Consider the following 12,452-nt stretch of genomic DNA (forward strand, 5'->3'; position numbering starts at 1 on the left):
TACCGGGGCGTTCCCAAGGGCCAGGAGCCGGAGAAGATCGGCTCCGGTGCCGACGGCGTGAACTGCCTCTACTCCTCCTCCGACATCACCTACCGCTAGCACTCCACCGGCAAGCGCGTGGCCCGGTCGCCAGGAACGGCGACCCGGCCACGCCCCGGGATGGCTGCAGCAACGATGTCGAGCGTCACGAGGCTTTCGACTCGATCGCGCGAGCGGCTGGACCTTGGACGGCAAGCCCGCTGTGATCGTCAACCATCCCTACGACCTGTCGGGGCAGGACATTCGTGAATCTGGCGGCTGTGGTGGAGCAGCACCCTGGTCTGCACGTAAGCAGCGCCGGGGCCGGCCACTGCAGTCACCGCCCCTTCTTCGTGGCGGTCAGCAGAAACTGCGGGTACGTGGCGACGTAGCGGCTAAGATCGAACCTACGGAGAAACGCCTGCCACAGCAGGTCGACCTGGACGGCCGGCAGGCCGGTGGCAGCCGATCCCACGCGGTCGCGATCGCGGTGCCGTAGCGCGTCGTCCACCTCCACCGGGAGATCGGCCAGCAGGAAAGCCAGCCGGGGCAGGTCGTAGCCGACGTCGAACACCAGCAGGATCTCCGGATCGCCCGGCCGCCACTGGCGGGCCTCGACCAGCCGGATGACCAGGTCCCGGACCTGGACGGCGGACACGGCCGCCACATCGGCCTCGGCCTCCAGTCGCAGCGCATCCAGCACCGCGGGTGCGTAGGCGGACGGGAGCCGGGTCGGACGCCCCAGGAAGGCGCTTCGTAATCTCAGAAGCGTATCCGGGCTCCTGGGGCAACCCAGGTTGCGCAATCTCGGGACCTTTCACGCTGAGGCTTCTCGTTGGTGATCCAGCGTCAGAACCAGAGGCCGCAGTGGTGGGCGTTCTTCATGTTGATCGGTCGTACCGCTTCCGGAGCGAGCTCGAGCGCGCGGTCGGCGGCATCCAGACGGGGCCACCTCGTACTGCCCGTCCCGTTGGGGTCGCCGGTCCGGACGAATCTGGTCCAGTAGCCGATGATCCGGTCGGCCAGGCGCCGCTGGTCCGCGGTGAGCCCGGGGGTGTCGGGGAAGTCGAACAGGTAGAAGGTCTCGGCTCCGTGTGCGGTGGCGGGCCGGACGTGCGCGGGCAGGGGCTCTCCGCTGGGCGTGGGTGCCGACGGGTCGGCGAAGACGTAGGCGTAGGTGGACGCCTTTCTTGCGTGCTCGCGGCCCGACTTCCAGGAGGGGCAGATCCAGCCGCTGTCGCTGAACACGCGGCTGGTCGCTGCGGTGGGAGAGGGAAAGCGTCGCGCCGGGTAGCGTCGTTCGACCTGTGGTGCGACCGATGCGAAGGCGGTTTTGAGCATGGCCGGGTACTGGCGGGCGGTGATGCCTTGCGGGTGGACGGCCAGGGTGAATTCGACGTGCTCGTCGCGGGTGTTGCCCTGCAGCAGCGGTATGGCCGCCTGCTTGCCCGCGGCGAAGATCTTGGCCGGCTCTTGCGGGACGAGGCTGGTGCCGTAGGCGAGCAGCGGGAACTGGGCGGTGTGCGGCAGCAACTCGCCGGCGCTCTTGCGGCGCAGGCAGGCCAGGTCGGCGCAGGCCAGCTGGTCGGCCAGGGCCTGACCGGCGCCCTGGATCGTGCTGATCGGATGCCAGGAGGAGATCGCGGGCATGCCCTCGCCCATCGCTCCGGCCGGGTGGCTGGTGCGGCACGATCCGCTCTGGACGATCGCCCGGTGGAACAGGCCGCGGGCGGCCGGTGAGGTCATGAGGGTGCAGGTGCTCATCGCGCCGGCCGAGGCTCCGGCGAGGGTGACCTCGCCGGGATCGCCGCCGAACGCGGAGATGTTGGCACGCACCCAGCGCAGCGCCGCCACCTGGTCTTGCAGGCCGAAGTTGCTGCTGTCGCCGAGCTCGGGATGGGCCAGGAAGCCGAACACGCCGAGCCGGTAGTTGACCGTCACGACCACGATGTCTCCGGCCTTGACCAGCCGTGCCGGGTCGTAGATCGAGCCCGAGCCGGTGATGAAACCGCCGCCGGGCACCCAGACCATGACCGGCCGTCCCTCGCCGGGCCGGGTGGGCCTGGTCACCTCCAGGGTCAGGCAGTCTTCGCTCTGCGGGGTGCCCTTGGGCATGTCAGGCGCCTCCGGCTGCACGCACGCCGGTCCTGCCTTCGTCGCGTCGCGGGTGCCGGTCCAGGAGCTCACCGGCTGGGGTGGCTGCCAGCGCCGCTCCCCGACGGGCGGGGCAGCGTACGGAATGCCGCGGAAGCGGTGGACCCCATCCTGATCCGTGCCCCGTACCTTGCCCGACGCCGTCACGACGACCGGGCCGGAGAGCTCGCCGGCATGAGCAGGGGAAGCGCCCGCCACGAGCATCGATACGCTCGCCAGCAGGGCGAGGACCGCGGCCGCCGCCGGTGTGCGGCCGGTCATCGCCCACGCTCGCTCTGCTTGGCCTTCTTGCTGCCCCAGCCGGCCAGCAATGCTCCGGCGACGGCGGCCACCGCGTAACACGCCAGCCACGCCGCGAATCCGCCGGGCAACCATGCGAGCAGCCCCGCGTTGTCGCGGTCGGCCAGCAGCCGGATGACGCCTTGTGCTCCCAGGACCAGCAGCAGCATGCCAATGATCAGCACGATGACGTGCTTCATGTGCGCTTTGTCTCCTATCGCCCCGAAGGGCCGTGACGGCGGGCGTGAATACGCCCTCCACAATTTGTGGTGCGATCGAACCATAACATCGGTCTTGGTACGATCGCACCATAACGAGTCGCGAGGGACGGATTGGCATGCCGAGACAGGTGGACCACGACCAGCGCCGCCGCCAGATCGCCGAAGCCGTATGGCGCCTGGCCACCCGCGGCGGACTGGAAGACGTCACCTTGAGACAGGTCGCCGCCGAGGCCAAGGTCTCCGCCCGGCTGCTGCAGTACTACTTCGGCACCCGCGACCAGCTGCTGCTCGGCGCGCTGGAGATCCTCAACGACGACGCCGAACAACAGGCCCGTGAACGCCTCGCGATGCTCGGCGACGCGCCCGGCATGCACGCGATCGTGCGGGGAGTGCTGCTCGAGCTGCTCCCCCTAGATGAGGAACGGCACAACCGGCACCTGGTGTACGCCGCCTACTTCGTCCGTTTCCTGACCGACCCCGCTCTGGCCAAGGTCGCCCGCGACGCGCCGCGTGCGCTGGAAAACCTGGTCGCCGGCCTGATCGTGCAAGGGCAGGAGTTCGGCCAGGTGCCCCTGGATATCGACGCCGCGGCCGAGGCCGCGTTCCTGGTGGCAGGCGCCGACGGGATGCAGTCGAGCGTTCTGCTGGGGCAGCGGTCCGCCGAGGACGCCGTAGCCATGATCGACCACCAGCTTGCCCGTATATTCACCACGACGAACGGTGAGTGACCGCCTCCTCGGACCCGTCCGTGCCCGTCACGCGCCGTACTGCATGCGGCGGTCGCGTGGGGAGCGACTGTGCCCGGCCCGGGTCGGCGCGCGGGTCTGCTGGACGGCCGCCGCACCGGCCCGGTCTTCCTCGCCGATCGCCGTGCCCGCGTCGAACTGCCGCCGGCCGACGTCGACCCGGGCCCAGCCGTTCTACCGCCGCGCCGCCGACTTCGAGGCCGCCACCACCGACCTACCAGCCGGACCGTACACCCTGCACCAACTCCGTCACTCCGCCCTCACCCACGCCGCCGAAGACGGCGCCAGCACTTCCACCCTGCTGGCCTACTCCGGCCACACCTCGGTCGCCTCGCTGGCCCGGTACGCCCGCGTTTCCCCCGAAGGGCTGGCCCGCTGGCAGCAGGGTCGCGACCCCGCCGCACGCCGCCGATCGTAGAGGGCTGCGGTGACCGGCTGATCCTTACCGTTCAATCCTGCGCGGATCTTCCTCGCCCCCCGAACCCTCTGCCGACTCTTGCTCTGAGGGGGCCTATAACCGGTTGCGCGCCGGCCTGGGCATGCCACCAGAATGGCGCATGACCGCACCCGCCGACCTGGAGTTCCTGGCCCGGCTGCTGGCAGCATGGGGTTTCCCCTCGGGCACGACGATCATCCGAGCCGAGCAGGGGACCAACAATCAAACGTTCCTGCTTCGCCAGGCGGGCTTCCGATTCGTGCTCCGGGTCAGCCAGACCCTGTCCGCCGCGCAGGTGGGCGCCGAGCACCGGATCTTGCGGTGGCTACGGCAGGCCGGACTTCCCTTCCAGGTGCCTGAGCCAGTCGCCGCGCCCAGCGGGGACACGGTGATCGATACTGCGGCCGGGCCCGCCACTGTCTGCCGGTGGATCCCCGGCGTGCGGCCCGACCTGACGGGCCAGACGGCACTCGAGCGCTTCGGCCGGGCGGCCGGGCTGCTCGGCGAGGCGATGCTGGGCGTGCCGCCAGAAGACGGGCTGGGGGACTGGCGCGGTAATCCTCTGGCGCACCCCGCCGTGCCGCACGTCGGCGCCCTTTGCCGTCAGCTGCGCGCCGCCGGGATCAGCGCGGAGCGGGCCGCCCGTCTCGACGCCGTGGCGCGCCGCGTCGGGCAGGAGTGGTCCGCGGGCGGCGGCCCGCTGCCGACCCAGGTCATCCACGGCGACCTGGCGGCCTGGAACGTGCTGGTCGACGAGGACACCGGGGAGGTGAGCGGGCTGCTTGACTTCGAGTTCGCCGGGGTCGGCTTCCTGGTCCAGGAGGTGATGGCGGCGCTGTTCTACAGCGGGGCCCTGGAGACGCGCGACTGGCAGCTCCGCACGGCGGCCTTCCTCCGGGGGTACGCCTCGGTCCGCCCGCTGGACGCCGCCGAGGCCGACGCGCTGCCCCGGCTGCTCCTCGCCCGGGCGGTCGGCAGCGCCCTGTCGCGGGCGGGCCGCTGGCTGAACGGGAAGGCACAGCTCGGCGAGGTCGTTGACCGAATCCGCAAGCTGGAGGACACGACCCGCTGGCTCGACGCCAACGGCGGAAAGCTCCGGTCACTCGCGGCCGCCGGCGGGCACGGGTGACGCGGAAGTACGGCTGGTGCGAGCCCACAACAGAGCGTCGGCTTGTGAGCAGATGATCACCCCACGATCGCTTCGTACAGGCGTCGTGCCTGGTGGAGTAGTTGGCTTGAGCCCTTGCGCGCGGCCAGGTCCCCCAGCCCCGGCATCTCGCCCCGCGCCCCGGCCAATTCCGCCGCCCGCACGGCGACCTTGAGCAGCTCGCCCAGCCCGGCCCTGGCCTTCTCGCCGGGCCCGGGCAGCAGCAGCGGGATCGCCTCCGCCAGGGCGGCCCACGCCTCGGCGTGCGCCCCGGCCGACGTGACCTCGTCGAGTACGCCGGTAACCCGATTGAGCTTGACCTGATCGCCTCGGACCATATGGCCCACGGCCCGGCCGAGGTCGGCCGCCGGCAGGTCAGCGTACGCGGCCAGGGTGGTGATCGCGTCGGCGGCGAGCGCCCGCTGGGCGGGGAGCCGATGCCCCATGCCGATGACGATCGTGCTGGCGGTCGCGATGCCCGCAGGGCCGCCGGTGTGCGCCAGGGCGGCCACGACCTCAACCTGGCCGTCGGTGCTGTCCATGACCCACGGCAGGCACGCGAGGACGTGGGCCGCGACGGCCTCACGGTGGGACGGCATGGTGTGCGGCCACCACACCATGTGTCGGGAGAAGGGGGGATAACCGGGCTTGGGGTGCAAAGTCCAGAGTTCGGCGAGCTGCCCGGAGACCCCCTCAGGCGGCGTGAGACTGGCATGGGCCTCCTGCAGCGACTCCTGGTAATACTCCGGGCGGTCGAACGCCAGAAGCTCCCACGTCACGACGGGCTCGGGCAACCCGCCCTCGCGCAGGCACGCGGCCAGCCGCCGCCCCGCCTGTGACGGCAGTTTCTCCGCCCGCACCACCAGCCCGGGATCGATGTGGCGCGGCAACCGCAGCAGCGCCTGCAGGAAGTCGGACTCCAACGGCTCGGTGTCGCCCAGCTCCTCCATGCGCGCGACCAGGGTGGCGGCGTCGACGTGTCCGGTGGGCGATGTCGGCGTGGCCAGCAGCACGGGGATTGACTCGCCCCGTTCGAACAGGGACATGACCTCGCGGAAACGCCGCTGGACGAATCGCTGCGGGGCGGGTTCGGAGCTGGACCAGCGGTTGCTCTTGTTCAGCGTCGCGGTCAGCACGCGGCTGTCGGCGGGCGAGACGACGGCCAGCGCGCAACGCGCCAGCAGGAAACGGATGTCCTCGTCGAAGCCGGAAATGCCGTGCGCGTACGTGTGCGCGTCGAACGGATGCCGCCAGTTCGTCTGCCACCAGGATTGCAACCCCGCCACGACGGCGTCGCGGTCCTGGTGGGTCAGCCTGACCAGAGCGGCGAGGATGCGCTCGAACTCCGCGGGCACCTCCGGCCAGAGCGGTGCGGCCAGCTCGGCGGCCAGTTCCTCGACCGAGGTCATGGGCGGGGCCAGGGCGGGCAGCGGCGTCGCGGCCAGCGTGGCGGCGGCCATGGCCTCCGGCTGGGTCTCCTCCACCGCGCCGAAGGCGGTGGCGACCCGGTCGCGCAGGTCGGCAGGCAGCCCGACGGCCGCCTCGCGGATCGCCTCCCGGTCGGGCTCAGCGGTGTGCGGGGCGAGCTTGACCGCGACACGCACCGCACGTTCGCGCAGGCTAGGCGTGTCCACGTCGAAGACGGGCGCGAGCGCGGCCACCGCAAGGGCGCCCCTGGACAGTGACGCGGCGGCGATCCACTTCACCGCGGCCGCCATGTACTTCTTCTCCGGCCGGTACGCCAGCGCCTGGACCGCCTCGGCGAACAGCTCCCCATCGAGGGCCGGCTCCGCCCTTTGCAGCTCCTCCAACGCGAGCTGCACGACAGGAGAGGACGCCGACGGCAACATCCGTACGAAGTCGGCCACCGGGATCTCGGCCACCTCTGGCTCCAGCTGCCGCCACAGCGCGATGAAGGGAGCCGCCTCGGCCGCGTCGACTCCGGCCAGGAACCGGCTCGCACAGCCTTCGAGTAGTACCTGGCGCGGCGCGCGGCCCGTCCCGGCCATCGCGACCAGCTGCCCGAGTATGGTGCGTCCCTCTCCCCACTCCTGGTCCCAAGTCAGCCCGTCCGCCACGCCCTGAGCCTGGAACAGGCGTGGCAGCATGTGATCGAGCAGCCGATCGTCGGCGAGCACCAGGTTCCGGTTCATCCGCTGCCGCTCGGCCTTACGCAACACCCACCCGGACACGAACGCGTCGTTCTCCGGCGGCTCCGCTCCCGTCTCGATCACCAGCGCCGCCGCCAGATCCCAGTTGCCCAGCGCCTGTATGCGTCGCCACGTCGAACCGGTGGTCGGCCGCAGCCGCTGCACCAGGCGTACAGCCAGGTCGCGCCGCCACGCCTCCGGCCGGTCGCTCAGCACGGACATGACGCGTGCGGCGTCGGCCTCCGGCTCCACCTGGCGCAGCTCACGCCGGTTGAGCCAGCTCGCCACCTGCTCGGCCCCGCCCAGGCAGGCCGCTCCGACCAGACGGTAGAGGGGGGCCAGCTCGCGTACCCGCCGCTCGGCCTCGAACCCGGAACGCCGGCGTTCGCCCAAGTGAGCGGGCAGGTACCGGGCAACCGCACGCTTGTCGTCGTCACCGAGACCGTTCAGGTACGTGACGAGGGTCGCGACCGAGCCTGCCTCGATGCGGTCGAGCAGCTCCTGGACGGCGTTCACGCGAGTGCCTCACGTAACATGGTGTCGATCATGGGCCGCAGCCTATTGATCCGCACCGACAATCGGGCATTGACGGCCAAGTCAGTGGGCGTCAACGGTGTTGGCCGCGCGGCCGAGGACGGTCTTCATGTGGGTCTTGTAGTCGCGGACGGCGAAGTCGCGATCGTGGATGTCGGTGAGCGGGTCGCCGTCCATGCCGCTCACATCGAGCCAGGCAAGGAAGATCCGGACGCGGGAGTCGTAGGCGCGCCGGCGGCCGAGCCGGTCCGACAGCGCGCCCCACATCGGGATCGCGACGAAGTTGGATGGCCGAGCCGATCAGCACGGCGTTGAGCCCTGATCGCAATTTCCGAGATGGGACCACCACCCAAGTAACGCGAGTTGTCCTACTTGTCAGTAAGATCACGGGCTGTCCGCCGGGCAGAGTGCCCGGCAAAGCGTTATCGGGGAAGGACTCCTCATGCGTTTCCGCAGCAAGCTCGCGGGCCTGGCAGGCATGGCCCTGGCCGTCACCGCGCTGGCCGCCCCGGCTGAGGCCGCCGCCACCGTGTGCGGCTCCAGCTACACCAAGGTCGGTTCGTACGCCATCCCGCAGACGGGGACCAGGGTGGGCACCCTGGAGGTCTACTACAGCTCCAGCACCGGCAAGAACTGCGCCCTCGCCGTCGGCTACGGCAGCACCTACGGCGTGAAAAACACCAAGGCCGTCTACATCGGCCTCGCCGGCCCCGGCGTGCCCTGGGCGGACGACAACAGCGGCTCCTTCGAGTACTACGCGGGCCCGGTGTACGTCTCCGCCCCCGGCAAGTGCATCGCTGTTCAGGGCGTCATTTTCAAGGGCAGCACCCATTACACCCGGCACTTGGACAGCGTGCACTGCGACTGACCGGCTGACCGGAGAGGCCCGACCTCGGGTAGCTGCAATGAGCCCCAGGGGCGGCGACATCGGGTGAGCAAGAACCTGCCCGAGTGGCCGCCACGGTGGGCGCAGAGACGCTGCCCGCCGTGGCGGTCCCCGTCGACCAGGCCAAGAATGCGTACTGGGTCCACCTGGACAGCCTCGACCATCCGGGCTGGGGAGAGGTGGCCGCCCGCCAACTTGACGCCGGGCTGCTGAGCGTCGGTTTCACGTGCTCACAGGGCCGGCACGACTCGGGTCGCGGCACGGGCGTGAGCCAGTCCTCGCCGATCCGCAGTCGCCCCACAGTCCGGCAGCACGACGACAAGCGGCACCCCGCAGAAAGGCAAGCACCTCCCATGACTTCAGCGCTGTCCTCCCTCGGGGTGAGCACACCCGTCCTGGCCGCGCCCATGGCCGGCGGCCCGAGCACCTCCGCCCTGGTCATCGCCGCCGCAGGGGCGGGCGGCCTGGGCTTCCTCGCCGGTGGTTACAAGGACGTCGAGGCACTGGCCGAGGAGATCGACCAGGTACGCTCCAGCGGCGTCTTGTTCGGGGTGAACCTCTTCGCGCCCAACCCGCTGCCGGTCGATCCGGCGGAGTTCCGGCGCTATGCCCGGACGATCGCGCCCGAGGGCCAGGCGCACGGTGTCGACCTCCTCGCCGTGGGAACCGTCGAGGACGACGACCACTGGTCCGACAAGATCGAGTTGTTGCTGTCCCGTCCGGTTCCGGTGGTCAGCTTCACCTTCGCCGTTCCGGACCCGGCGGTCATCACCTCGCTGCGCGCCGCCGGCACGCTCGTCATCCAGACCGTCACCTCACCCTCGGAGGCGCTCCTGGCCGCGGAGGCCGGGGCCGACATGCTGGTCGTCCAGGCCCCGGCGGCGGGAGGCCACTCAGGCACGTTCACACCACAGCGGACTCCGGCCGACATACCACTCCCCCGGTTGCTGGGCGAGGTGAGGCGGAACGTGTCCCTGCCCCTCATCGCAGCAGGCGGGCTGGCGACTCCCACCGACGTCGTCCAGTCGATGCGAGCCGGTGCCACGGCGGCCATGGTCGGTACGGTTCTGCTGCTCGCCGACGAGTCCGGGGCGTCGCTTCCCCACAGGGCGGCGCTGACCGGCCCGGCAGACCGTGGAACGGTGGTCACCAGGGCCTTCACCGGCAGACCCGCACGGGCCCTGCGCAACCGCTTCACCGACCGCTACACCGATCTCGCACCCCTCGGCTACCCCGCGCTGCACCACCTGACCAGCCCCATGCGCCGAGCCGCGATCGCCGCCCAGGACCCAGAGCGGATCAACCTGTGGGCCGGCACCGGTCACCGCCATGCCACCGCCGAGCCCGCGGCCCGGATCCTGCGAACGCTGGTATCCCGCCTCTGACCCGCGCTCTGTCTCCTGCGCGGGTCGACGCGGGACCGTGCTCGGCGGGGGTCGGGCTCATGCACCAGCACCGAACAAAATCAACCCGAGGACATCCGTCCGCGCTTTGTGGCACCGGCGCCTGAGCGCGGGCATTGCGGCGGGATGCCCGCGCACAGGATTTCTCCAGGCGGGGATCTCCGTACCGGCCGGGGTGTGCGGGACGGCCCCGGCCGGCACGGGGTCAGGCGGCCTGGCGGAGCGGGGCCAGGGCGCGGCTCCATGCGACGACCTCGTCGAGCATGGTCGTGAGGGTCGCCACCTGGCGCTCACCGGCTGCGAGCTTGCTGAAGTCGTGGAAGTCGGTGAACAGGGACAGGGCCACGTTGGTGCGTACGTCGGCCAGCTTGAGCTCGCCGCCGATCAGTCGCAAGTGCTCCGCCGCCGGGACTCTTGGTCACCTGCCCGGCCGGCAGGTCATCGCTGATGCCGCACCAACGTGGCCGCGTCCGGCAGACCGGGGCTCAGGCGGCGGCCGGGAGTGGGGAACCGTATGGCGCTCAGCCGTTCCGACAGCTCCCACAGACGTCGGGCGGTCTCGGCGTCGGCGGCTGCCGGGGCCAGTGGCACCTGTTTCGGCGCGCCGCGCAGCTCGCCCATGCCATCCGGCCCGAAGAACTGCCCGCTTTCCACGTTCGGGGCGGTCGCCGCGTACAGCTGGGGCAGGGCGCCTTGATCCGCGGACTGGGCGAGCGGGGCGAGGATGCGCCGGAACAACACCTTCACCATGCGGACCGGCGCGGTCGTCTGCAGATTGGTGGAGGCGTATCCGGGGTGGGCGAGCACGCTGCGCACCGGGCTGCCGGCCGCGGTCAGCCGCCGGTGTCGCTGACACGGCTCACCTGACTGCAGCGGCTCCCGGCCGCCACGGACGGTGGCCGCAGTTCTCACCTGCCGCCGCCGCCGATGCGGAGCGCCTCCTTCAAGAACACGCGGTAGACGCTCGGCGTCCCTTCGGTGGTGATGACCTCGACGATGGAGCGGACGTTGCGATCGTCGGCGGCTTCGCGGATGAGCGCGTCGGCCAGGTCACGACGCGAGGTGAACCTGCCGATCATCTGCGGCGGGCCCACGGTGTAGTCGGTCACGGCGGGGCCGTCGAACAATCCCGACGGGCGGATGATCGTCCAGTCGAGGTCCGCGCGGGCCACGATCTCCTCCATGCGGCCGGCGTCCTCATACAGCGGACGTCCCATCCTGAGAAGCGCCGGCACGATCACCTTGCGATAGATGAGGGTCTCGCCGGGTGGGGGTTTCATCGGCACGCCGGTCGAGGTCACGCAGACCAGGCGCCGGATGCCGTGCGCGGTCATCGCCGCGACGATGTTCGCGGCGGACTCGGAGAACGTGGTGGTGGCCTCGGAGCCGTAGGGGACGCCGAGCGTGGAGAGCACCGCGTCGTGCCCGGCCACCACACGGTCCACCGCCTCGGGATCCAAGGCGTCGGCCTTCTCCACGTGCAGTGCGGGATCCCCGAGGGGAAACGCCTGCGGATGCCGGGTGATCGCGGTGACGGTGTGGCCCTCAGCGAGCGCCTGGGCGGTCGTCAGCCGCCCTGTTGGGCCGTTGGCCCCGAAGATCACGAGTTTCATGTGCTTCCTTCCACGGCTGTTGCGTCGTGACGCTAGGATTTGACTGACTCTATATTGATTATAAGTAGCGTAAAGCAAGGAAGGGATCATGAGCGAGGGACGAGGACGGCGGCGCTACGATTCGCTGCGCCGTACCACCCAAGCGCTGGAGACCAGAGCCGAGGTCGCCCGCGCTGCCCGTAGGCTCTTTCTCGCCCAGGGGTGGGCGGAGACGACGGTGCGAGACGTAGCGCGCGAGGCCGGTGTGTCCGTGCCGACGGTCTACTCGATCTACGGGAACAAGAGCGGTCTGGCCCAGGCCCTGGCCGATTCCGCCGACCTGCACGGCGACGCTCAGCAGATGCTGGCCGAACTGGAGGAACCCGCAGCGGACCCGGCGCGGCAGCTGCGCGCGATGGCCGGCTTCGACCGCCGGCTGTACGAGCGCGCCGGCGACATCATCGTGCTTGTGCGGGAGGCGGGTCGCACCGAGCCGGATCTGGCCACCGTGTACCGCGACGGCCGCCGCCGCGCCGACGAGACCCGCGTCCAGGTGTTCTCTTCCTGGCCGGACGGGGTCCTGCGCGACGGGGTGGACGTGGCGACCGCTGTCGACGTCTACGCGGCCATCTGCACCATCGACGTCTATGCCACGCTCACCACCGAGCGCGGGTGGTCACCCGATCGCGTCGAGCGGTGGTGGGGCGACGTCCTTGCCCGTGAGCTGCTGAACTGAGGACATGCCGCGATCAGGTGCCCGGCCGCCCACCGGAGCCGGGTCATTGCCGTGGCCTGGACGGCCTCCGCGCGGCCTGAGGTCTCCTCCGAGCGCAGCCGCAGCGTCATGAGCACCGGGCGCTCAACTGATGACAAGATTCGCCATCCT

The 12,452-nt window shown here is 70.7% G+C and carries 14 protein-coding genes; 6 read left to right on the forward strand and 8 right to left on the reverse strand.

What is annotated here, in order from left to right:
- Positions 1-355: 355 nt before the first annotated feature.
- From ACTMTI_RS18605 to ACTMTI_RS18615, 3 genes are all read right to left on the reverse strand, one after another.
- Entirely contained in the window at positions 356-721 is a 366-nt protein-coding gene (locus ACTMTI_RS18605) for a hypothetical protein (protein ID WP_441121650.1), read from the reverse strand.
- Positions 722-867: 146 nt separating this feature from the next.
- Positions 868-2,433: a carboxylesterase/lipase family protein gene (locus ACTMTI_RS18610; protein WP_441121651.1), complete on the reverse strand. Its 1,566-nt coding sequence runs from the start codon at positions 2,431-2,433 to the stop codon at positions 868-870.
- The gene (locus tag ACTMTI_RS18615) at positions 2,430-2,651 is read right to left on the reverse strand and encodes a hypothetical protein (protein WP_441121652.1); all 222 of its coding nucleotides are present in this window, start codon (positions 2,649-2,651) and stop codon (positions 2,430-2,432) included. The genes ACTMTI_RS18610 and ACTMTI_RS18615 overlap by 4 nt, the downstream gene beginning before the upstream one ends.
- 137 nt (positions 2,652-2,788) lie before the next feature.
- Between ACTMTI_RS18615 and ACTMTI_RS18620 the strand changes: the two genes are divergently transcribed.
- The 3 genes from ACTMTI_RS18620 (at position 2,789) to ACTMTI_RS18630 (ending at position 4,983) form a co-directional block, all read left to right on the forward strand.
- Entirely contained in the window at positions 2,789-3,400 is a 612-nt protein-coding gene (locus tag ACTMTI_RS18620; RefSeq protein ID WP_441121653.1) for a TetR/AcrR family transcriptional regulator, read from the forward strand.
- Positions 3,393-3,836, forward strand: coding sequence for a tyrosine-type recombinase/integrase (locus ACTMTI_RS18625; RefSeq protein ID WP_441121654.1), 444 nt, complete (start codon positions 3,393-3,395; stop codon positions 3,834-3,836). Before ACTMTI_RS18620 ends, ACTMTI_RS18625 begins: the two co-directional genes overlap by 8 nt.
- 139 nt (positions 3,837-3,975) lie before the next feature.
- Positions 3,976-4,983: a phosphotransferase enzyme family protein gene (locus ACTMTI_RS18630; RefSeq protein ID WP_441121655.1), complete on the forward strand. Its 1,008-nt coding sequence runs from the start codon at positions 3,976-3,978 to the stop codon at positions 4,981-4,983.
- A gap of 56 nt (positions 4,984-5,039) precedes the next feature.
- On the opposite strand, the gene ACTMTI_RS18635 is transcribed toward ACTMTI_RS18630, so the two are convergent.
- Both ACTMTI_RS18635 and ACTMTI_RS18640 read right to left on the reverse strand, forming a co-directional pair.
- Positions 5,040-7,667, reverse strand: coding sequence for a hypothetical protein (locus ACTMTI_RS18635; RefSeq protein ID WP_441121656.1), 2,628 nt, complete (start codon positions 7,665-7,667; stop codon positions 5,040-5,042).
- 81 nt (positions 7,668-7,748) lie between these two features.
- Entirely contained in the window at positions 7,749-7,952 is a 204-nt protein-coding gene (locus ACTMTI_RS18640) for a hypothetical protein (protein WP_441121657.1), read from the reverse strand.
- A gap of 175 nt (positions 7,953-8,127) precedes the next feature.
- On the opposite strand from ACTMTI_RS18640, the gene ACTMTI_RS18645 reads away from it, so the two are divergent.
- Both ACTMTI_RS18645 and ACTMTI_RS18650 read left to right on the forward strand, forming a co-directional pair.
- Entirely contained in the window at positions 8,128-8,553 is a 426-nt protein-coding gene (locus ACTMTI_RS18645) for a hypothetical protein (RefSeq protein WP_441121658.1), read from the forward strand.
- A gap of 83 nt (positions 8,554-8,636) precedes the next feature.
- Positions 8,637-9,956, forward strand: a complete 1,320-nt coding sequence (locus ACTMTI_RS18650; RefSeq protein ID WP_441121659.1) for a nitronate monooxygenase — start codon at positions 8,637-8,639, stop codon at positions 9,954-9,956.
- A gap of 223 nt (positions 9,957-10,179) precedes the next feature.
- Here the strand turns inward: ACTMTI_RS18650 and ACTMTI_RS18655 are convergent, their stop codons facing one another.
- From ACTMTI_RS18655 to ACTMTI_RS18665, 3 genes are read right to left on the reverse strand one after another with little or no spacing between them, the layout of a single operon-like run.
- Positions 10,180-10,368: a hypothetical protein gene (locus ACTMTI_RS18655; protein ID WP_441121660.1), complete on the reverse strand. Its 189-nt coding sequence runs from the start codon at positions 10,366-10,368 to the stop codon at positions 10,180-10,182.
- A gap of 44 nt (positions 10,369-10,412) precedes the next feature.
- Positions 10,413-10,886, reverse strand: a complete 474-nt coding sequence (locus tag ACTMTI_RS18660) for a hypothetical protein (RefSeq protein ID WP_441121661.1) — start codon at positions 10,884-10,886, stop codon at positions 10,413-10,415.
- Complete coding sequence (locus tag ACTMTI_RS18665) at positions 10,883-11,587, reverse strand: NAD(P)-dependent oxidoreductase (RefSeq protein ID WP_441121662.1); 705 nt, start codon at positions 11,585-11,587, stop codon at positions 10,883-10,885. Before ACTMTI_RS18665 ends, ACTMTI_RS18660 begins: the two co-directional genes overlap by 4 nt.
- An 88-nt stretch (positions 11,588-11,675) precedes the next feature.
- On the opposite strand from ACTMTI_RS18665, the gene ACTMTI_RS18670 reads away from it, so the two are divergent.
- Positions 11,676-12,302, forward strand: a complete 627-nt coding sequence (locus tag ACTMTI_RS18670; RefSeq protein WP_441121663.1) for a TetR/AcrR family transcriptional regulator — start codon at positions 11,676-11,678, stop codon at positions 12,300-12,302.
- Positions 12,303-12,452 lie beyond the last annotated feature (150 nt).

This window comes from Nonomuraea sp. H19 (assembly GCF_052068215.1).
GTDB lineage: Bacteria > Actinomycetota > Actinomycetes > Streptosporangiales > Streptosporangiaceae > Nonomuraea.